Below are 20,005 nucleotides of genomic sequence, written 5' to 3'. Positions count from 1 at the left end.
GAGTGCATATGAAGACGTCGATGAGGCTCGACATCGTGAGCGTGGAAGCGGTGCTGTATGCGGGCGACGCGCATTTCGTCGTCGCCCCGGGGGAAAGCGGGGAACTGGGGATCTACCCGCACCACGCGCCACTGCTCACGCGGCTCCGGCCGGGCGTCGTGATGCTCGTCGATGCGCCGACCGGCGAGCATCGTCGCCTCCTCGTCGCGGGCGGCGTGCTGGAGGTCAGCCGCGACGGCGTGACGCTGATCGCCGATCACGCGCTGCGCACGCCCGAACTCGACGATCTGCGCGCGCGCGAAGCGCGGCACGCGGCCGACGACTGGCGCCGGCGCTACGCGCAAGAAAACCGGCGCGCGTTCGATTTCGCGTCGGCCCGCGCGGAACTGACGGATGAAATCCGCCGCTTCTTCACGATGGCGCTGCGACAACAGGCGTCTTACGACAATCCGGGCAGCGCCGGCTAGACACCGGCTCCGGTGCCGCGCTCAGTCGCGCAGCTTGCGAAAGCGCGGCGTGCCGTCTTCGAGGTTTCCGTTGAACATCGCTTCCGGCCGCACCCACAGCCCACGCGCATGCGGCCACAGATGCTCGTACACGACCACCGATTCCTCGGTTTCGGAATGGCGGGCAACGCCGATATAGCGATACAGCCCGCCCTTGTAGTGGCGATGCGTCGCGAGCTGTTCGGCTTCCTGTTCGGTCATGGTGTGCGTCTCTTCGGCAAAAACGGAAAGCGCGTATTGTATGCGCTGCGCCGCGCGTCAGCGTTTCGCGTAGATATCGGGGCGGCGGATCTCCATCAGCCGCTCGGGATTCGCGGACGGCCCGAAGCCGACCGGCCTGTACAGTTCGTGCGCGTCGGTCGTCACGAGCATGATGCGACGCAGGCGCTGCACCATCTCCTGCGCGAACACGTGGTCGATCAATGCGCGTCCGTAGCCGTTGCCGCGTTCGGCCGGCAGCACGAACACGTCGCACAAGTACGCGAACGTCGCGTGATCGGTGACGAGCCGCGCGAACCCGACGAGCCGGTCGCCGACATATGCGCCGAAGCACAGCGAACCCTCGATCGCGCGCTCGACCACATCGCGCGGAATGCCCTGCGACCAGTACGCGTCGCGATGCAGGAAGTCGAAGATCGCGTCGATGTCGAGTTCGCGCTTGTCGGTGGAAAATCTCAGCGTGGCGGGGGTGGCAGCGGGCACGTCTGTTCTCCGGTCGGGGGGAAGGCGAAGCATCGACGATACCGCGCCGTGCGGCGGGCTACAAGCGGAACGACCAACCCGCTGCGGCCTGACGGATGCGTATCCTCACGCCGGACGGTGGCAAGCAGCCAAATACGGTCACCCGGCAACTTGTACGGTAACCCGTACATATTTCATCGCCGTGCTATACTTGTACAACCATATGTACAAGTGAGGCAGATCATGCGCACGATTCATTTTTCGGATGCCCGCGGCAATCTGAAGACGGTCATCGACCAGGTCGTCGACGACGCGGACGTCACGCTCATCACGCGCCGCGATGCGCCGAACGCCGTCATCATGTCGCAGGACTACTACGACAGCCTGATGGAGACGGTTCACTTGCTGCGCTCGCCTGCCAACGTCGCCCATCTCGAACGTTCGATCGCGCAACTGCGCAAGGGCAAGGCGAAAGAACACAAGCTCGCCGAGGATGATGAATGAGCGTACGCCGCGTGCTCTTTACTTCCGACGCGTGGGACGACTATGTCTATTGGCAGGGGCAGGATCGCAAGACGCTCAAGCGCATCAACCAGCTCATTCGCGAAGCCCAGCGAACGCCGTTCGAAGGCATCGGCAAACCCGAACCGTTGAAGGCCAATCTGTCCGGCTTCTGGTCACGCCGTATCGACGACACGAACCGCCTGGTCTACGAGGCGGACGATCTTCAGATCAGCATCGTGTCCTGCCACTACCACTACGAGTAGCCGCGCGCTACCCGGTCACGCGCGTCGCGCTTACCCGCTTACCCGCGCACGCATTTCGGTGGATCATGTAGCCCGTGCCGGCCTGTTGCGACCGACCGCGCACGCCGACAACGACCGACCGGAAGGAGACACCCGATGCACGACCGCGCCGTACTCACCGCCTCTGCTCCCCGCCTTGCCCTCGCGCGCCGCTCGGTATGCTGGTTCGCCGCCCTTGCACTTGCGGCCGCGACGCTGCCGGCCGAAGCGGCCGAACTGCGCGTGATGATCTCCGGCGGCTTCACGGCCGCGTACCGGCAACTGGGCCCCGGCTTCACGGCCGCATCCGGCGACACGCTCGACACGATCTCCGGCCCGTCGATGGGTCAATCCAAGGAAGCGATTCCGAACCGCCTCGCGCACGGCGAGAAAGCCGACGTGCTGATCATGGTCGGCTACGCACTCGACCAGCTGATCAAGGAAGGCAAGGTGATCCCTGCATCGCGCGTCGAACTCGCCGATTCGCGGATCGGCATGGTCGTGCGTGCCGGCGCGCCGAAGCCCGACATCGGCACCGTCGAACAATTGAAGGACGTGCTGCTGCGCGCGAAATCGGTCGCGTATTCGGACAGCGCGAGCGGCGTCTACGTCGAGAAGGAAATGTTCCGGAAGCTCGGCATCGAGGATCAGGTGAAGCCGAAGGCGACGATGGTGCCGCGCATCCCGGTGGCATCCGTCGTCGCGAACGGCGACTACGAAATCGGCTTCCAGCAGGTCAGCGAACTGCTGCCCGTGCCGGGCGTCACGTATGCGGGCAAGGTGCCCGAATCCGTGCAGTCGGTCACGCGCTTCGCGGGCGGCATTCCGGTCGGCGCCGATCATCCCGACGACGCGAAGAAGCTGCTCGACTATCTCGCGTCGCCGCAGGCGCAGCCGGTGGTGCGGGCAACGGGCCTCGATTCGGTGACAATGTCGCCCGCTCAATAAACCTGCCACGCCGCTTCATGACCTACCGCCTCATTGCATTCGACTTCGACGGCACGCTCGCCGATTCGCTCGACAGCTTTCTCGCGGCGCTGTCGGAAGCAGCGCGCCTGCACGGCTTTCGCGACGCCACGCCTGAGCTGCGCCCGGCGCTGCGCGGCATGTCGGCGCGCGACATCATCCGTGCGCTCGACGTGCCGATGTGGAAAGTGCCGCGCGTGACGATCGACATGCGCCGCCTGATGCAGCCGCGCGTCGCGCACGTGATGCTGTTCCCCGGCGTCGACGCAACCTTCGATGCGCTCGCCGCGCGCGGCATCCGCATCGCGATTGCCACGTCGAATACCGAGGTGATCGTGCGCGACCGCCTCGGTCCGCGCGCCTGCGACCGCGTCGATCATTTCGCGTGCGGCATCCCGCTGTTCGGCAAGGCACGCCGCCTGCGCGCGCTCGTTCGCGAGGCCGGTGTAAGCGCCGACGAAGTGCTGTATGTCGGCGATGAAATCCGCGACGCCGATGCGGCACGACGCGCGCACATCGCATTCCAGGGCGTCGCGTGGGGCTACACCGCACCCGACGCGTTGCAGGCGCATTGCGCGACGCCGTTGCTGCCCCGCCTCGACGCGTTGCTCGATCGCGTGTGACGCGTTCGCGCGCATCGCATGCGCGACTCGACACGTCGCTCGACCTGCACGACACGGCGGCAACACGATGAAATGCGGATGACATGTTCGTGCATCCCGCACGCCGCAGGCGCGCAAAAATTGCCGCCGCGGCACGCGCAGCAGGTACGCAATACCGGTCCGCGCTCTCGCGCATCGATTCGTCTTACCATCCGTTACACAAGCCACAGCACGGTTGCACCTGCTACCCGACCACCCTCCTAGAATCAGTCGGGCCGGGAAACACTTCGACCGGCGCCGCGGCAGAGCGGCGGTCGAATCCGGCCCGGGCGCGCCCGGTCTCTCGCACAGCTACGGATCATGTCATCCGTCTTTTAACCAGAGCCCCGATCGAAAGGAGGTCTCATGAACCGCTTCCCCCACATCTCGCGCCTTGCTTTGTCTGCCGCTGGCCTGCTGCTCGTCGCCGTGACGGCGACCGCGCAAACCGCGCAACCGGCACCGTCCGCGCCGGCCGCTGCCGCGACGCGCATCCACGAAGCCGACCAGGCCTTCATCACCGACGGCACGAAAACCGTGTCGACGCAGCACGACGCGGCGCGCATCGCCGATTCGCGCACGTCGGACAGCCAGGTGAAAGCCTTCGCGCAACGCGTGTCGACCGACGATGAAAAGATCATCCAGGCGATGCGCGCGGCGAGCCCGCGCGGCGTCGACGTGCCGGCCAACGACCCCGACACGGCCGCACTGGACAGCATCAAGAACCTGCGCGGCGCCGAGTTCGACAAGGCGTACATCGAGCAGGTGGCGCTCGCCGGCCAGCAGAAGGCGATCTCGGCATTCCAGGCCGAAATCGCATCGGGCCGCGACACGAAGCTGAAGGAAGTCGCACGCCAGTCGCTTCCGATCCTGCAGAAGCACTACGCGGACGCGCAGAAACTCGCCGAGCGTCATCACCTCGCATCGGCGCAGTAATCGGCGCGGTAACACGATGCAGCGCCGCGCACCGTGCGCGGCGCACCGCTTCCCCCGTCATCGCGCCGCCCGGTTCCGGTGGCGCGATGCACATCTGACTGCATGACCCGGTGCGCAAACGCGTGCCGCACGTCATGCGCTACACGTTACTTCGCGAGCTTCGCCGCGAGCCGCGCACTCACCTCCGGCCATTCGTCGTCGATGATGCTGAAGCGCACCGAATTGCGCTTGCGGCCGTCCGGCATGATCCGTTCGTGGCGCACAATCCCTTCCTGCTTCGCGCCGAGCCGCAGAATCGCCGCGCGCGATTTCTCGTTCAGCTCGTCGGTCGTGAACTGCACGCGCACGCAATGCAGCGTGTCGAACGCATAGGTCAGCAGCAGCCACTTCGCTTCGGTATTCGCGCGCGTCCGCTGCGCCGATTCGCTCAACCACGTATGGCCGATCTCGAGCTTGCGATGCGTGCGATCGATCTTCCAGAAGCGCGTACTGCCGATCACGCGGCCCGATGTGCGATCGACGATCGCGAACGGCATCACGGTGCCGGCCGCACGCCCCTTCAATGCGGTATCGATATAAGCATCGACCGTCTCCGCGCTCGGCACGGCCGTGACCTTCAGGTTCCACAACTGGCCGTCGGCCGCGGCATCCAGCAGCGCCTGCCGGTCGGATGCGTCGAGCGGCCGCAGTTCGATACGCTCGCCGGTAAGCGTCGGTTGTTCGAGGGAAGGTGAAGCGTCGGTCATGACGAGGTTCCGGAAAGTAACGACGATGGCGGCAAAACATCCATCATACGGCGCGTCAGCCGAGGTGCGCGGCCAGTCGGCGACGGATCGCCTTCGCCTCGGCGCGCAGTGCATCGGCGAACGCATCGACGAGCAGGTTCTTCGGCCGGTGCTCGGGCACGATCATGCTGACCCGGTACGGAAACGAGCGCGTGAGCGGCCGCACGTGCAGGTCGCGCCCGACGAAATCGAGCGCGGTCAGCGGATTGACGATCGCCGCGCCGAGCCCCTGCCGCACGAACGCGCATACCGACACGGCCGACGGGGTTTCGACGACCGAGCGCGGCGCGACGCCGAGCTGCGCGAACGCCTCATCGATCAGGATGCGATACGGATCGTTCAGCGACAGGCTCACGAACGGCCGATCGGCGAGATCCAGCAGATCGATCGCGTCCTGCACGAGCAGCGGATGGCCGTCGGGCAGCACGCATACCTCGTCGACTTCGAGCAGCGGCGTGAGCACGGTGCCGGCCGGCGCGACGTCGTGCTCGGTTAGCCCGAGGTCGTAGCGCTGCGCGGTCAGCCACTCCTCGAGCACCGGCGACTCCTGCGTCGCGACCGACACGCTGACGCCCGCGTGGGCCGCGTGAAAACGCCGGCACGCGCCGGGCAGGATCGCGTGCGAGAACGCCGGCAGCGCGATCACCGACAACTGCCCGTCGCGAAACTCGCGCAGGCGCGCGGCCGTCGCCGCGACGCGCTCGAGCCCCACATACGCGAGCCGCACGTCGTCGAACAGCGTGAGCGCGGCCATCGTCGGCCGCAGCCGGCCGTGCGCGCGCTCGAACAGCGCGAAACCGACGACCTGCTCCATCCGCGCGAGCTCGCGGCTGATCGTCGGCTGCGACGTGTAGAGCATCTCGGCCGCGCGCGTCGTGCTGCCGGTGACCATCAGCGCGCGAAAGACCTCGATATGGCGGTGCGTGAGCATGATCGTCTATATCAGATATAAATCGAATGTCGATAAACAGGCATTTTACTGTATAGCCGAACAGGTGCATCATCGACGCTATCCGTTCATTCGATCCGATTCATCCGCCATGTCCCTCGATTCCTGCCAGCTCGCGACGCTCGCGCAGCAATACGGCACCCCGCTGTGGGTGTACGACGCCAACGTCATCCGCGACCGCATCGCCCAACTGCGCCAGTTCGACGTGATCCGTTACGCGCAGAAGGCGAACTCGAACATCCATATCCTGAAGCTGATGCGCGAAGAAGGCGCGTGCGTCGACGCCGTGTCGCTCGGCGAGATCGAGCGCAGCCTCGCGGCCGGGTTCAGTCCGACCGGCGAGCCGGAAGGCGTCGTGTTCACGGCCGACCTGATCGACCGCCCGACGCTCGCGGCCGTGCTGAAGCACGGCGTGACCGTGAACGCGGGTTCGCTCGACATGCTCGCGCGGATCGGCGAGCACGCGCCGGGCCATCGCGTGTGGCTGCGCGTCAACCCCGGCTTCGGCCACGGCCACAGCAACAAGACCAACACCGGCGGCCCGCAGAGCAAGCACGGCATCTGGATCGACGACGTGCCGCGCGCGATCGAGATCGTGCGCCAGTACGGGCTGAAGCTCGTCGGCATCCACATGCACATCGGTTCGGGCGTCGACTACGGCCACCTGTCGCAGGTGTGCGATGCGATGGTCGATCTCGTTACATCGCTCGGTCACGACATCGACGCGATCTCGGCCGGCGGCGGCCTGTCGATTCCGTATCGCGACGGCGAGCCGCGCGTCGACGTCGACCACTACTTCAGCCAGTGGGACGCGGCACGCAAGCGGATCGAACGGCATCTCGGCCACCCGGTGCGCATCGAGATCGAACCGGGCCGTTTCCTCGTCGCCGAAGCCGGCACGCTCGTCACCGAAGTGCAGGCCGTCAATCGCCGGCCGAAGCACGATTTCGTGCTGATCGACGCGGGCTTCAACGATCTGATGCGCCCGTCGATGTACGGCAGCTACCACGCCGTGTCCGTGCACGCGCACGACGGCGCGCTGCCCGCGGGCCGGCCGCTCGTCGACCTCGCGATCGCGGGGCCGCTGTGCGAATCGGGCGACGTGTTCACGCAGGACGCGGGCGGCGTGGTCACGCACCGCACGCTGCCGCAACCGCAGATCGGCGACCTGCTGTTCCTGCACGACGCGGGCGCGTATGGCGCATCGATGTCCTCGAACTACAATAGCCGGCCGCTCGCGCCGGAAGTGCTCGTCGATCGCGGCACGCCGCGGCTGATCCGCCGCCGGCAGACGATCGACGAATTGCTCGCGCTCGAGACGTTCGAGTAACGCGCTTTCGTCGACACGAAGGCCAACGGCCAGGCTTGCCGCTACCGGCAAGCCTGGCCGTTTTGCTTTTCGGTGTGCCGCCGGTTCACCCGCTCGCGATGCGGAGCAACCGCTCGACCGCACCGTAGCACCCGATGCTTCGCATCATGCGCAACCGCAGCAGATCGCTTGCGCCACCTTCCGCACGCAGAGAAAAACATTCCACGGCGCGCAGAAAGTGCGTGCATCTTTGGAAACACATTCCTTTTTGATGAACCTAAGATTGCCCTCAGTCGCTCAGCATTCGTGTCACCGAATGCACATCGACGAAGCACCCGGTCCACCCTCTCGCAAAGCCGTACGGGCAATCATGAACACCACGCTTGAACTCTTCGCCGCGCACCGGAACACGTTCGACACGCATGTCGCGCGGTCAGCTCGCGCGTCACTCGGCGACCGCTCGCACTGCTCACGCCTTCATCCGCACACGCGCCGCGCCACCGTCGCGCGCGAACGCATGCCGTAACGCACGGCATCACGCACGGCGGCGCACGACACGCGCCGCCACCCGCCGCACCGACTTTCCGCCCACGGCGACGCCGCCCGTCGCCGCGGCTTCGCACACCCTGAATTTTCGACAACAACCACGGAGACGACCATGAAGCACTTCACCCCGACGCTCAAGCAAGGCCTTGCCGCCGCACTCCTCTGCATGGCGGCCGCCACGTCGCACGCGGCAGACCTGCTCGACAGCGTCAAACAGGCCGGCGTGCTGAAGATCGCGCTGGAGGGTACCTATCCGCCGTTCGACTACCGCAATGCTGACGGCCAGCTCGAAGGCTTCGATGTCGACGTCGCGAAAGCGGTCGCCGCACGCCTCGGCGTGAAGCCGCAGTTCGTGACGACCGAATGGAGCGGGATCCTCGCCGGCCTGCAGGCCGGCAAATTCGACGTGATCGTCAACCAGGTCGCGATTACGCCGTCGCGCCAGCAGGCGCTCGACTTCAGCGCACCGTACGTGTATTCGTCGGCGCAACTGCTGCAACGTCAGAACGACGCGCGCGCGTTCAAGTCGCTCGACGAACTGAAGGGCAAGAAGGTCGGCGTGACGATGGGCAGCAACTACGTCGATCTCGTCAAGACCGTGCCCGCGATCGACCTGCAGGTCTACCCGGGTACACCGGAAAACCTGCGCGACCTTGCGGCCGGTCGCATCGACGCGGCGGTCAACGATCGCCTGATGCTCAGCTACCTGATCAAGAACTCGCACCTGCCGCTGCGCCCCGGTTCCGTGCTGGCGGGCGGCGAGGACCGGATGGGCATCCCGTTCCGCAAGGGCAATCCGAAATTCGCGAAGGCGATCGACGATGCGGTCGCGTCGCTGCAGCAGGACGGCACGCTGAAGAAGATCTCGATGCAGTGGTTCGGCGCCGACACGACCAAGCCGGTGACGCAATAACGCAGCCCGCCCCGCGCCCGCGCGCATGAACGCGCGGGCCGTCCGGCACACAATCAGGAGACACGTGATGGAAGCACTCGAACTGGTCGTTCATACCCTGCCCGTGATGGTCAAAGGCGCGGTGCTCACGCTGAAATTCGCGGTGGCGTCGATGGCGCTCGGCCTCGTCGTCGGGCTCGTGATCGCGATCATGCGGATCGGCAGCAACCGGCTCGCCGCAGGGCTGGCGCAGGGCTACGTCAGCCTGATGCGCGGCACGCCGCTGCTCGTGCAGATGTTCGTCGTCTATTACGGGCTGCCCGATCTCGGCATCACGCTCGATCCGACGACGGCCGGCATCTTCACGCTGACGCTCAACGCGGGCGCCTATCTGTCGGAAAGCATGCGCGGCGCGATCCTCGGCATCGGCCGCGGGCAATGGGCGGCCGCGCACAGCCTCGGCCTCACGCATGTGCAGACGCTGCGCTACATCGTCTGCCCGCAAGCGTTGCGCCTCGCGGTGCCGAGCCTCGGCAACACGCTGATCAGCCTGATCAAGGACACGTCGCTGGTCTCGGTGATCACCGTCACCGAATTGCTGCGCTCGACGCAGGAAGTGATCGCCGCGACGTTCCAGCCGCTGCCGCTCTATCTCGCCGCCGCCGCGATCTACTGGGTGCTGAGCACGCTGCTCACGCGGCTTCAGGGCCGCGTCGAAACGCGCCTCGCGCTGCCGTCCACGCATTGAACGCGTGCCGCTCATTCAACCCGACCTCAACGACGGACAGAACATGATTACGCTCGACAATGTTTCGAAATGGTATGGCAAGCATCAGGTCCTCTCGGCATGCAGCGCGGCGGTCTCGAAAGGCGAAGTGGTCGTCGTGTGCGGGCCGTCGGGCTCCGGCAAGTCGACGCTGATCAAGACGATCAATGGTCTCGAGCCGTTCCAGAAAGGCAGCATCACCGTCGACGGCACGCGGCTCGGCGACCCGGCCGCGAAGCTTGCGCAATTGCGCGCCCGCGTCGGCATGGTGTTCCAGCACTTCGAGCTGTTTCCGCACCTGTCGATCACCGAGAACCTGACGCTCGCGCAGGTCAAGGTGCTCGGCCGCCGCAAGGACGAGGCCGTCGAGAACGCCATGAAGCTGCTCGATCGCGTCGGCCTGAAGGCCCATGCGCACAAGTATCCGGGGCAGTTGTCCGGCGGCCAGCAGCAGCGCGTCGCGATCGCGCGCGCGCTGTCGATGAACCCGGTCGCGATGCTGTTCGACGAGCCGACCTCCGCACTCGATCCCGAGATGATCAACGAAGTGCTCGACGTGATGGTCGAGCTCGCGCGCGACGGCATGACGATGGTCTGCGTCACGCATGAGATGGGCTTCGCGCGGAAAGTCGCGCATCGCGTGATTTTCATGGACCAGGGCGCGGTGGTCGAGGACGCGGCCAGCGACAGGTTCTTCGCCGCGCCGCGTTCCGAGCGCGCCCGCGACTTCCTCGACAAGATCCTGCACTGACCGCGCGGCGGCCGCCTCGCTTCGATTGACTGATTGACCCTCAAAGGACGACACCTTGAACCCATTGCATTCGACCGACACCGTACTCGCCCACGAAGGCCGTTCGCACGGCCAGCCCGGTTCGCCCGTGAACCCGCCCGTGTATCGCCAATCGACCCTGCTCTTTCACGGCACCGACGCGCTCGACGCGGTGCGCGGCACGCCGCTCGCATACGGGCGCCACGGCAGCCCGACCACGCGCGCGCTCGAGAAAGCGCTCGCGCGCCTCGAAGGCGCGCACGCCGCGCTGCTGACGCCGAGCGGCCTCAGCGCGATCACGACCGCGCTGCTCGCGATGCTGAATCCCGGCGACCATCTGCTGATGGCCGATTCCGTGTACGACCCGACCCGCTCGTTCTGCGATGAAACGCTCGCGCGCCTCGGCATCGAGACGACCTACTACGATCCGTCGATCGGCGCAGGCATCGCGTCGCTGATGCGGCCGAACACGCGCGCGGTATTCGCCGAATCGCCGGGCTCGCTTACCTTCGAGGTGCAGGATATTCCGGCCATCAGCCGCGTCGCGCACCGGCACGGCGCCGTGGTGCTGCTCGACAACACGTGGGGCACGCCGCTGAACTTCCGCTCGTTCGACCATGGCGTCGACGTGTCGATTCATGCCGCGACCAAGTACATCGCCGGACACTCCGACGTGCTGATGGGGACGATCCTGACGACCGAGGCGCTCGCGCCGAAAGTCACGCGTTTCTATCGACAACTCGGGATGACGGTCAGCGGCGACGACGCGTATCTCGCGCTGCGCGGCCTGCGCACGCTGTCGGTTCGGCTTGAGCGCCACCAGCGCAACGCTCACGTGCTGACCGAATGGCTCGCTGCACAACCGGAGGTCGCGCGAATCCTGTATCCGGCGCGGCCCGGCGACCCCGGCCATGCGCTGTGGCAGCGCGATTTCACCGGCGCGTGCGGGCTGTTCGGCGTGGTGCTGCATCCGCAGCCCGACGAGGCGGTGCGTGCGCTGCTCGACGGGATGACGTGCTTCGGCATGGGGTATAGCTGGGGCGGCTTCGAAAGCCTGATCATTCCGTCCAATCCGTCGCGCAACCGTACCGCCACGCAATGGGCGGCGGCAGGCCCGCTGCTGCGGATTCATGCGGGGCTCGAGCATCCCGACGACATGATCGCCGACCTCGCCGCCGGTTTCGCAAGGATGCGCGCCGCAGCGCTCGCGGAAGCCTGAAGTCCGGCGACGTAGGACACGCCACCCCGCATCACGTTTTCTTCAACGTTCGTCCCACTCTCATAGCGAGACACTCATGAAAGACACGCTGTTCATTCTTCGCCCCGGCTTTTTCAAGGACTCCGAAGGTCCGTTCTACTGCGGCGATTCCGTTTCCGTCGAAGGGCTGCTGAGCTTCTACCCGCAGTTGCGCGACGCCGTCGACGTCGAATACATCGACGCACCTCGGCCGCGCCAGCCGATCGTCGCGCTGATCGGTACGGACAACCAGTCGGCGCCCGTGCTCGTGCTCGGCGACGGACACGCGCCGAAAGACGATGCACTCGCGATTCGCGAGCACGACGGCCGGCGCTTCATCGATTCGCCGGCCGATATCCGCCGGTATCTGTCTTCGCAATACGGCGTGGCGCACGTCGCGTAAGCATGCGGTGCGGTGCCGTGCCGTTTAGCGACGGCACGGCACCGCATCACCCCGCCCGCTGCACGGGCGCCATTTTCGAGAAGTACTTCGCGCCCGCCACGCAGCCGACCACGACGACCGTCACGACGACCATCGACGGCGGCACCGTCTCGTGCAGCAGCCCGGCCGCCAGCAGGAAACCGAAGAACGGCTGCAGCAGCTGCAACTGGCCGACGCCCGCAATCCCGCCGAGCGCGAGCCCTCGATACCAGAACACGAAGCCGATCAGCATGCTGAACAGCGACACGTAGGCGAGCCCCCACAGCGCGGCGGCATCGACGCCGTCGAACGACGCCGGCCACGTGAGCCATGTAAGCGGCAGCATCAGCGGCAACGACAGCACGAGCGCCCACGAGATCACCTGCCAGCCACCGAGCTGCCGCGACAGGCGCGCGCCTTCCGCGTAGCCGAGCCCGCACGCGACGATCGCGGCCAGCATCAGCGCATCGCCGACCACCGACGCCTGGCCGCCGTTGCGCAGCGCAAACGCGGCCACTGCACCGCTGCCGACGATCGAGAAGATCCAGAACGGCAGCCGCGGCCGTTCGCCGCCGCGCCACACACCGAACAACGCGGTCGCGAGCGGCAGCAGCCCGACGAACACGATCGCGTGCGCGGACGTCACATGCTTCAGCGCGAGCGCCGTCAGCAACGGGAAGCCGACCACGACCCCGAGCGCGACGATGGCCAGCGACACGGCCTCGGCACGCGTCGGCCGCCTCTGCTTCAGCACGACGAGCAGCAGCAGGCCGAGCGCGCCGGCGATCGTCGCGCGCGCGAACGTGAGGAACAGCGGATCGAGCCCCTGCACCGCGACACGCGTCGCGGGCAGCGAGCCACTGAAGATGATGACGCCCAGCAGGCCGCTGAGCCATCCGTCGGTCGTTTTTTGCACGGGAAATCCTGAACGGGGAAAGTGGATGACCGATGATCCGCCGCCCGCGAAAAGCGCGTAAGCTACAACCCAATACAATTCGGACAAACTGTACTGGACAACTGGCCGTACAGTTCATTCTTCGCCATGAACCATGCCGCCCCGATTCCCGTTCCGCCCGCCGCGTCGCGCACGCGCGTGGAAACCGTGATGGATACCTTGCGCGCGCGGATCGCAAGCCGCGCGCTGATGCCCGGCGCGCGCGTGCCGTCGATCCGGATGATGGCCGACGGGCTGGGCGTGTCGAAATCGACGGTCGTCGATGCGTACGAGCGGCTCGCGAGCGAAGGCGTGCTCGTCGCGCGGCGCGGCTCGGGCTTCTATGTGTCGGGGCACGCGCCGCCGCTCGCGCTCGCCGATCTCGGCCCGCGCCTCGATCGCGAGCTCGATCCGTTGTGGCTGTCGCGCCAGTCGCTCGAAGCGGCGCCGACGTCCGTGAAGCCAGGCTGCGGATGGCTGCCGTCGTCGTGGCTGCCCGATGAAAGCCTGCGCCGCGCGCTGCGCGCCGTGTCGCGCGACGAATCCGACGCGCTGACCGACTACGCGACGCCGCTCGGCCTGCCCGCGCTGCGCCAGCAGCTTGCCTGGCGGCTCGCGCAGCACGGCGTTCACGCGGAGCCCACGCAGATCTTGCTGACCGACGGCGGCACGCACGCGCTCGACCTCGTGTGCCGCCTGCTGCTGGAGCCGGGCGACACGGTCGTGCTCGACGATCCGTGCTACTTCAACTTCCAGGCGCTGCTGCGCGCACACCGCGCGCGGATCGTCAGCGTCCCGTTCACGCCGAACGGCCCCGATCTGGCGCGCTTCGAGCAGGTGCTCGCCGAGCACCGGCCGCGCCTGTACATCACCAACGCGGCGCTGCACAACCCGACCGGCGCGACACTCGCGCCGCCCGTCGCACACCGGCTGCTGACGCTCGCGGCCGAGCACGGCCTGCTGATCGTCGAGGACGACATCTTCGCGGATTTCGAGAGCACGCCCGCGCCGCGCCTCGCGGCATTCGACGGACTGTCGCGCGTCGTGTCGATCGGCAGCTTCTCGAAGACGCTGTCGGCCGCGATCCGCTGCGGTTACATCGCCGCGCGCCCGGAATGGATCGAGGCGCTCGTCGACCTGAAGCTCGCGACGTCGTTCGGCAACGCGCAGATCGGCGCGAACGTCGTGCACCGGCTGCTGATCGACGGCACGTACCGGCGTCACCTCGACGGCCTGCGCGCGCGTCTCGCGGATGCGATGGGCGAGACGATCCGGCGCCTCGCGCGCGCCGGGCTCGGGATCTGGACCGAGCCGCGCGGCGGCCTGTTCGTATGGGCGCAACTGCCCGACGGGCTCGACGCGGCACGCGTCGCGCGCCACGCGCTGGATCACGACGTCGTGCTGGCGCCCGGCAACGTGTTCAGCCCATCGCACAGCGCGACGTCGTACCTGCGCTTCAACGTGTCGCGCTGCAAGGGGCCCGCGGTGTTCGATGCGCTTGCGCGGGCGATGGAGGCCGCACGCGCGGCGGAACACGGCGGCGCGCAGGCGGATGCGGAACGGTGCGCGCTCGCGGGCGAACCGTGATCGCAGGCGAGCGCACTAACTGCCGATCGCCACGATCTCGGCCACGAAATCGACGAACGCCCGCACCTTCGCGGGCGGCAGATGGCGCGACGGATAGTACGCAAACAGTGGGAACGCCTCGCCGCGCCAATCCGCGAGCAGTTCGACGAGCCGCCCCTGCTCGATCAGCTCCGCGACTCCGCTCGCCTTGAAGCGGGCGATGCCCGCGCCGGCCAGGCATGCGCCGAGCATCGTGCCGGCGTCGTTGACGAGCAGCCGGCCCGTCGTCTTCACCGGCACGCGCTTGCGGCCAAGCTGATAGACCCATTCGAGCGGCTGGCCGGTCAGCGTGTTGCGCATCTGGATGCACGCGTGGCCGACCAGATCGGCAGGCGCCTCGGGACGCCCGTGCCGCTTCACGTATGCGGGCGCGGCGACCGTCACCGCGCGCGTCTCCAGCAGCTTGCGCGCGACCAGCGACGATGACGGCGGCTCACCAAACCGCACCGCGATGTCGAAGCCTTCGGCGACCAGATCGCCCAGTTGCTCGCGTGCCGCCAGTTCCAGCGACAGATCGGGATGGCGCGCAAGAAACGCCGGGAGATGCGGCGCCAGCACCCGCCGCGAGAAATAGGCGTCGACATTCACGCGCAACCTGCCACGGACGGCGGCGACCGAGCCGGCGGCCAGCGTGACCGCGTCGCCGATCCCGGCGAGCAGCGGGCCGATATCTTCGTACAGGCGCCGCCCTTCGTCCGTCAGCGTCACCGACCGCGTCGTGCGATCGAGCAGCCGCACGCCGACGCGCGCCTCGAGCCGGCCCACGGCCCGGCTGACGCCGGACGGCGACAGGCCGAGCGCATCGGCCGCGCGCGCGAAGCTGCCGCTTTCGACGATCGCGGCCAGCACGCCCACGTTCGCCAGAATCCGCCCGTCGATGCCCATGATTTCGCTCATGACAAAAAATCACCAATCAAATGACATGGATTCGATTCCATCAGGAATCGCCGTTCCCTATCATGCAACCCGATGCATCGCGACGGCAAGCCCCTCCGGCGGCCTACCCGAACGCGACAGGCAGATCCGCCGCCCGGCCGTTCCGGCGCGCGCCCCTTCCCTTTTTCGATGAGGATTTCGAACCATGTACGCCATTACCGGTATCACCGGACAGGTCGGCGGTGCGCTCGCCCGAGCGCTGCTCGCATCCGGCCAGCGCGTGCGGGCCATCGCACGCGACGCGGACCGCGCCGCACCCTGGGCCGCGCGCAACTGCGACGTCGCACTCGCGGACATGACCGACGCCGACGCGCTGACGAAGGCTTTCTCGAACGCGGCCGGCGTATTCGTGCTGCTGCCGCCGTGCTTCGATCCGTCCCCGGGATTCCCCGAAACGCGCGCCGTGATCGACGCGGTCGGCGCGGCATTGCACGCCGCGCGGCCGCGCAAGGTCGTCTGTCTGTCGACGATCGGCGCCCAGGCGACGCAGGTGAACCTGTTGTCGCAATTGACGATGATCGAGCAGGCGTTCGCCGATCTGCCGATGCCCGTTGCGTTCCTGCGCCCCGCGTGGTTCCTGGAAAACGCCGCATGGGATGTCGCGACGGCACGCGACGACGGCGTGATCCGCAGCTTTCTGCAGCCGCTCGACAAACCGGTGCCGATGGTCGCCACTGAAGACGTCGGCCGCGCGGCGGCCGCCCTGCTTCAGGACGAATGGACCGGCGCACGCATCGTCGAGTTCGAAGGGCCGCGGCGGGTCAGCCCGAACGACCTGGCGGCCGCGTTCGCCCGCGTGCTCGGCCGCACGGTACATGCCGAAGCCATCCCGCGCGACACGTGGGCAGCGCTGTTCGATGCACAGCGAATGCACTACCCCGAACCGCGCATGCGCATGCTCGACGGCTTCAACGAAGGCTGGATCGATTTCGCGTCGGCACGCGCGGACATTCTGAAAGGGGACATCGACGCGGACGCCGTACTGCGCACGCTCGTCGCCCGCACCGCCTGAGCGGGAACAGGGCGACGGCATCGCATGCTGTCGCCCCGTTCCCGCCTGTCACCGCGTCACGCTTCCCCCGCGTGCGCCCTTGCCCGCACCTCGGCAAACGACGCATCGACGAGCAAGCGCCCCGTATCGAACACCGTTTCGAGCGCCTCGTCCCATTCGCCTTCCAGCGCACGATCGTCCCATGCCACGGGCAGCGTCGTGGTCCGATACTCGCCGGTGCGGCGATTGCGCAGCAGCGTGAGCCGCCCCTTCTTCGAGCGCTTGCCCTGATCGGTGACCGGATCCTTGCGGACGTCGTGCCACACGCCGCCGCGCCGGATCGCCGAGCACTTCATCGCGAAACGCTGCGTATCGCGGTTCAGTTGCTGCAACAGCGCGCCGCCCATGCCGAACACAACGTTGCCGGCCGCATAACCCGCGTCGTCGAGCGCGGAAAGAATCGCGTCGATCGACTGCTCGTCGACGCCATCGCCCTGGATCACGCGCACACGGTTCAGCACGCGCCGCCCCTTGCCGTTCACGGTCGAACCGAACGACGCGTCGAGCGCGCGCACGGTCTGCAGCACGATCGCCATCGGGTCGCCCGAATCGGGTCGCACGACGAGCGTCGCGCCCGAATCGAGCACGGCCTGCCGAAGCTCGCCGCCCCACATCTCGAGCGCGGCGAACAGATCGTAGGAGTCCGACACGACCGACACGATCGCGCCGGGCAGGCCGAAGCGGCGGATCATGTTCCGGTACGCATCGGCCTCGCCTTCGCGCCCCCACGACGTGATCGTGCTGTGTTCGGCCGCCGGCACCGAGTAAGCCGCCATCGGCTCGCGATAGAAGCGGTTCGCGGCCAGCACGCCGAGCACCGTGTCCGAACCCATGAAGTTCACGAGGTGCGCCGCACCGCCGATCGCGGCCGACTCCGCGCTCGACACGCCGCGCGCGCCGAAGTCGTGCAGCTTGAACGGCAATTGCGCGAGATCGTCGTCGGTCTTTTCGAGGAAATGGCGGATCGTCCGCCGCAGGTGCCAGCTACGCGTCGCGACCGTCACCGGATACCAGATGCGCAACAGCATCGTCTCGAGATACGACGCGAGCCAGAACACCTGCGGATCGTCGCATTCGACGGTCATCAGCACGTTGTGTACCGGCACGACCGAACCCTCGGGCACCGCGCGGATCTTCACCGGCAGGTAACCGTCGTAGCGTTCGACGATATAACGCCACCCTGCTTCGTTGAACGGCTCGCCGTGCACCGTGAAGAAATCGCGCGCTTCGTCGATCATCGCGTGCGTGACCGGCTTGCACAGATATTCCTTCAGCAGCATCTGCAGCCCGAAGAACAACGTGCGGTCATAACGACCGCCGCGCGATTCGACGTACGAGAACATCGCCGACGCGTCGGGCGGATATTGCAGGAAGTGGGAAGCCTTGTACGAATCCGTATTGAGGATCGGATTGGCGAGAACCGCGGCAAAGCCACCGAGATCGTTTTGCATGGCTAGAGCTCCTCTAGGCCGTTGACGTGCCGCCGCGTCTGTCGCGGCGGACCGGAATGCGGGGAATCAGCGGATCACAGCTTCCCCAGGAAGTGATACGCGATGTCGAAGTGATCCTCGAACATCACGTTGCGCATCTGCGCGAATTCGTTGAGCGGCACCCAGCGCGCCTTGTCGGCGTCGTCGCTGCCCTTCACGCGCGGCAGCTCGCCGGTCGGGAAGTTGAACAGGCATGCGTGCGTGATCGTGCGGCCGCGCAGCGAACGGGTCGGGTGATCGAACACCTGCCGATCCTTGATCGAGCCGCGCAGCACGGGCTCCGGCAGTTTCAGGCCGGTCTCCTCGCGCAACTCGCGGATGCAGGCCGCGTCGAGCCGCTCGTCCTGGTTCACGAATCCGCCCGGCAGCGCCCACAGGCCGCGGCCCGGTTCGCTGCGGCGGCGCACGAGCAGGATATGGCCCGAGTGCACGACCACCGCGTCGACCGTCACGAACGTGACGGGATATGGCGCGGCCGCCCATGCCTTGCGATACGCGGCGATGAATTCGGCTTCCGACTTCAGCTGCGCGAATTCCGGCTGCGTGCGGAAACGCTCGAGCCAGCCGAACACGGGTTCCGGCACGGCCCACTGCACGAAGCTGTTGGTGCGTTCGGCGAAATACTGGTCGCGGATCTCGGTGGCGGAAATGTCTTCCGTCGCGTCGACGTCGACGAGCTCCCATTGCGGGAACATCCGCAGGTAATACGATGTGGCGTCCTTCTCGTGGCCGATCAGCCCGACCTTGCGCTGCGCGACGTCGCCGAGCGCGGACGCGACCGCGTCCTGTACCCAGCGCACCCAGTCGCCGTCGTTGTAGGTCGAATCCTGCAGCGGCGCGACCGTCACGCGGTCGCGCTCGGACGCGTCGAGCAGCGAAGCCAGCATCTGGCGGCGCTCGTCGAACGAGAACGGATCCTTGATGGTACGGGGCTTGTCGGTCGACCCGATCAGCACGCACACGCGCTCGGCCCGGCTCAGTGCCGACTTCAGCACATTCAGGTGACCACGATGCGGAGGCTGGAAACGACCAATGAAAACGAGCGCGTCGAAGCGCCGGTTCTGTTGCGTGCTCATGAGGCTCCCTCAAGAGATTGAAACGCTTCGGGTCTTTCCCGAAGGGTTGGGATAAATCCTAGGGGAAATCCCGAAGTGCGTCAATCGAGCACATGCTCGACTTGACCAAGTCTGAAGAAATGCACGGCGCCGGCGGGTTACACTCGATTTCATCCCAATCCGCGCTACGGCGCCCGCCATCATGAGGATCTCAGTCAGCCGAACCGTCGGTGTCGATCGCAGACGCCTCTTCACGTGGTCGCAGGATTACGCGCGGCGACTCGTGTGGGACAGCTTCCTCATCGACGCCTATCTGCTCGACAGCACGACGGCCGACGTCGGCGTCGACGCGTTCTGCCGCAGCCAGTCGGGCGCGACGATGGTGTCGCGCTACATCTCGTACCGTCCGCCGCAGGTCGCCGCTGTCGAAATGGTCGACGGGCCGAAGGTGCTCGAACGCTTCAGCGGCAGCTGGAATTTCACCGAACACACGCCGGGCACGACCGAGGTGAAATTCACGTACAACTTCCGCGCTCAGCCGGCCTGGCTGCGCTGGCTGCTCGAACCGCTGATCGGCGCGTTCTATCTCGTGCAGACGCGCCGGCGTCTCGATTCGTTCAAGCGCTGGGCCGAAGCCGAAGCGCTGCCGCACTGACCGGCGCTGCCGCGGGCCGTGCGCCCGCGTGATCCGGCGTGTCCACGCCACCTCCCCCTGAATGCGTTC

24 protein-coding genes are annotated in these 20,005 nt (G+C 66.9%); 16 read left to right on the top strand and 8 right to left on the bottom strand.

The genetic code is table 11. The annotated features are described in order from the left end of the window. The first annotated feature begins 8 nt into the window (after nucleotides 1–8). The gene (gene atpC, locus VL15_RS11370) at nucleotides 9–467 is read left to right on the top strand and encodes an ATP synthase F1 subunit epsilon (protein WP_048245579.1); all 459 of its coding nucleotides are present in this window, start codon (nucleotides 9–11) and stop codon (nucleotides 465–467) included. A gap of 21 nt (nucleotides 468–488) precedes the next feature. Here the strand turns inward: atpC and VL15_RS11365 are convergent, their stop codons facing one another. Both VL15_RS11365 and VL15_RS11360 read right to left on the bottom strand, forming a co-directional pair. Beyond that, nucleotides 489–707, bottom strand: coding sequence for a DUF1653 domain-containing protein (locus VL15_RS11365; RefSeq protein WP_006480837.1), 219 nt, complete (start codon nucleotides 705–707; stop codon nucleotides 489–491). Between the two features lie 57 nt (nucleotides 708–764). Next, nucleotides 765–1,208, bottom strand: a complete 444-nt coding sequence (locus VL15_RS11360; protein WP_048245578.1) for a GNAT family N-acetyltransferase — start codon at nucleotides 1,206–1,208, stop codon at nucleotides 765–767. Between the two features lie 222 nt (nucleotides 1,209–1,430). On the opposite strand from VL15_RS11360, the gene VL15_RS11355 reads away from it, so the two are divergent. From VL15_RS11355 to VL15_RS11335, 5 genes are all read left to right on the top strand, one after another. After that, nucleotides 1,431–1,691, top strand: coding sequence for a type II toxin-antitoxin system Phd/YefM family antitoxin (locus VL15_RS11355; RefSeq protein WP_011547275.1), 261 nt, complete (start codon nucleotides 1,431–1,433; stop codon nucleotides 1,689–1,691). Further along, complete coding sequence (locus VL15_RS11350; protein WP_048245577.1) at nucleotides 1,688–1,954, top strand: Txe/YoeB family addiction module toxin; 267 nt, start codon at nucleotides 1,688–1,690, stop codon at nucleotides 1,952–1,954. The genes VL15_RS11355 and VL15_RS11350 overlap by 4 nt, the downstream gene beginning before the upstream one ends. 135 nt (nucleotides 1,955–2,089) lie before the next feature. Next, entirely contained in the window at nucleotides 2,090–2,920 is an 831-nt protein-coding gene (locus VL15_RS11345) for a substrate-binding domain-containing protein (RefSeq protein ID WP_048245576.1), read from the top strand. A 17-nt stretch (nucleotides 2,921–2,937) separates the two neighbouring features. Next, nucleotides 2,938–3,561, top strand: coding sequence for an HAD hydrolase-like protein (locus tag VL15_RS11340; protein WP_048245575.1), 624 nt, complete (start codon nucleotides 2,938–2,940; stop codon nucleotides 3,559–3,561). Nucleotides 3,562–3,945: 384 nt separating this feature from the next. Then, complete coding sequence (locus VL15_RS11335; protein ID WP_048245574.1) at nucleotides 3,946–4,515, top strand: DUF4142 domain-containing protein; 570 nt, start codon at nucleotides 3,946–3,948, stop codon at nucleotides 4,513–4,515. A 146-nt stretch (nucleotides 4,516–4,661) separates the two neighbouring features. Here the strand turns inward: VL15_RS11335 and VL15_RS11330 are convergent, their stop codons facing one another. Together VL15_RS11330 and VL15_RS11325 are read right to left on the bottom strand one after the other, a co-directional pair. After that, nucleotides 4,662–5,261 (bottom strand): GNAT family N-acetyltransferase, encoded by a 600-nt coding sequence (locus VL15_RS11330; protein ID WP_048245573.1) that lies wholly within the window; start codon nucleotides 5,259–5,261, stop codon nucleotides 4,662–4,664. Nucleotides 5,262–5,316: 55 nt separating this feature from the next. After that, nucleotides 5,317–6,231, bottom strand: a complete 915-nt coding sequence (locus tag VL15_RS11325) for a LysR family transcriptional regulator (protein WP_048245572.1) — start codon at nucleotides 6,229–6,231, stop codon at nucleotides 5,317–5,319. Between the two features lie 109 nt (nucleotides 6,232–6,340). Between VL15_RS11325 and lysA the strand changes: the two genes are divergently transcribed. From lysA to VL15_RS11295, 7 genes are all read left to right on the top strand, one after another. Further along, nucleotides 6,341–7,579: a diaminopimelate decarboxylase gene (gene lysA / locus VL15_RS11320; RefSeq protein WP_048245571.1), complete on the top strand. Its 1,239-nt coding sequence runs from the start codon at nucleotides 6,341–6,343 to the stop codon at nucleotides 7,577–7,579. Nucleotides 7,580–7,928: 349 nt separating this feature from the next. Continuing rightward, a complete protein-coding gene (locus VL15_RS41900) occupies nucleotides 7,929–8,084 on the top strand; it encodes a hypothetical protein (RefSeq protein WP_155420187.1) in 156 nt (51 codons plus the stop codon). A 132-nt stretch (nucleotides 8,085–8,216) separates the two neighbouring features. After that, complete coding sequence (locus tag VL15_RS11315; RefSeq protein WP_048245570.1) at nucleotides 8,217–9,017, top strand: transporter substrate-binding domain-containing protein; 801 nt, start codon at nucleotides 8,217–8,219, stop codon at nucleotides 9,015–9,017. 67 nt (nucleotides 9,018–9,084) lie between these two features. Next, entirely contained in the window at nucleotides 9,085–9,744 is a 660-nt protein-coding gene (locus VL15_RS11310; RefSeq protein ID WP_048245569.1) for an amino acid ABC transporter permease, read from the top strand. A gap of 43 nt (nucleotides 9,745–9,787) precedes the next feature. Beyond that, nucleotides 9,788–10,513 (top strand): amino acid ABC transporter ATP-binding protein, encoded by a 726-nt coding sequence (locus tag VL15_RS11305; RefSeq protein WP_048245695.1) that lies wholly within the window; start codon nucleotides 9,788–9,790, stop codon nucleotides 10,511–10,513. A 55-nt stretch (nucleotides 10,514–10,568) separates the two neighbouring features. Further along, complete coding sequence (metC, locus tag VL15_RS11300) at nucleotides 10,569–11,750, top strand: cystathionine beta-lyase (protein ID WP_048245568.1); 1,182 nt, start codon at nucleotides 10,569–10,571, stop codon at nucleotides 11,748–11,750. Nucleotides 11,751–11,826: 76 nt separating this feature from the next. Continuing rightward, a complete protein-coding gene (locus tag VL15_RS11295) occupies nucleotides 11,827–12,171 on the top strand; it encodes a DUF3088 domain-containing protein (RefSeq protein WP_048245567.1) in 345 nt (114 codons plus the stop codon). A 46-nt stretch (nucleotides 12,172–12,217) separates the two neighbouring features. Here VL15_RS11295 and VL15_RS11290 read toward each other — a convergent pair whose 3' ends face one another. Continuing rightward, entirely contained in the window at nucleotides 12,218–13,105 is an 888-nt protein-coding gene (locus tag VL15_RS11290) for a DMT family transporter (protein WP_048245566.1), read from the bottom strand. Between the two features lie 126 nt (nucleotides 13,106–13,231). Here VL15_RS11290 and VL15_RS11285 point away from each other — a divergent pair, with 126 nt between their 5' ends. Then, nucleotides 13,232–14,710, top strand: a complete 1,479-nt coding sequence (locus VL15_RS11285) for a PLP-dependent aminotransferase family protein (protein ID WP_048245565.1) — start codon at nucleotides 13,232–13,234, stop codon at nucleotides 14,708–14,710. 15 nt (nucleotides 14,711–14,725) lie between these two features. Here VL15_RS11285 and VL15_RS11280 read toward each other — a convergent pair whose 3' ends face one another. Next, the gene (locus VL15_RS11280; RefSeq protein ID WP_048245693.1) at nucleotides 14,726–15,634 is read right to left on the bottom strand and encodes a LysR family transcriptional regulator; all 909 of its coding nucleotides are present in this window, start codon (nucleotides 15,632–15,634) and stop codon (nucleotides 14,726–14,728) included. A 196-nt stretch (nucleotides 15,635–15,830) separates the two neighbouring features. Between VL15_RS11280 and VL15_RS11275 the strand changes: the two genes are divergently transcribed. Then, nucleotides 15,831–16,697: an NmrA family NAD(P)-binding protein gene (locus VL15_RS11275; RefSeq protein ID WP_048245564.1), complete on the top strand. Its 867-nt coding sequence runs from the start codon at nucleotides 15,831–15,833 to the stop codon at nucleotides 16,695–16,697. A gap of 56 nt (nucleotides 16,698–16,753) precedes the next feature. Here the strand turns inward: VL15_RS11275 and VL15_RS11270 are convergent, their stop codons facing one another. Together VL15_RS11270 and VL15_RS11265 are read right to left on the bottom strand one after the other, a co-directional pair. Continuing rightward, the gene (locus tag VL15_RS11270; RefSeq protein WP_048245563.1) at nucleotides 16,754–18,187 is read right to left on the bottom strand and encodes a nicotinate phosphoribosyltransferase; all 1,434 of its coding nucleotides are present in this window, start codon (nucleotides 18,185–18,187) and stop codon (nucleotides 16,754–16,756) included. Between the two features lie 74 nt (nucleotides 18,188–18,261). Continuing rightward, nucleotides 18,262–19,302 (bottom strand): bifunctional nicotinamide-nucleotide adenylyltransferase/Nudix hydroxylase, encoded by a 1,041-nt coding sequence (locus VL15_RS11265; protein ID WP_048245562.1) that lies wholly within the window; start codon nucleotides 19,300–19,302, stop codon nucleotides 18,262–18,264. Between the two features lie 181 nt (nucleotides 19,303–19,483). Between VL15_RS11265 and VL15_RS11260 the strand changes: the two genes are divergently transcribed. Continuing rightward, nucleotides 19,484–19,936, top strand: coding sequence for a type II toxin-antitoxin system RatA family toxin (locus VL15_RS11260; RefSeq protein ID WP_048245561.1), 453 nt, complete (start codon nucleotides 19,484–19,486; stop codon nucleotides 19,934–19,936). Nucleotides 19,937–20,005: the final 69 nt, after the last annotated feature.

The sequence above is a fragment of the Burkholderia cepacia genome (assembly GCF_001039005.1).
Taxonomy (GTDB): domain Bacteria; phylum Pseudomonadota; class Gammaproteobacteria; order Burkholderiales; family Burkholderiaceae; genus Burkholderia; species Burkholderia theae.
Note: the sequence above shows the minus strand (reverse complement) of the source record. Positions and strands in the feature narration are given on the sequence as shown.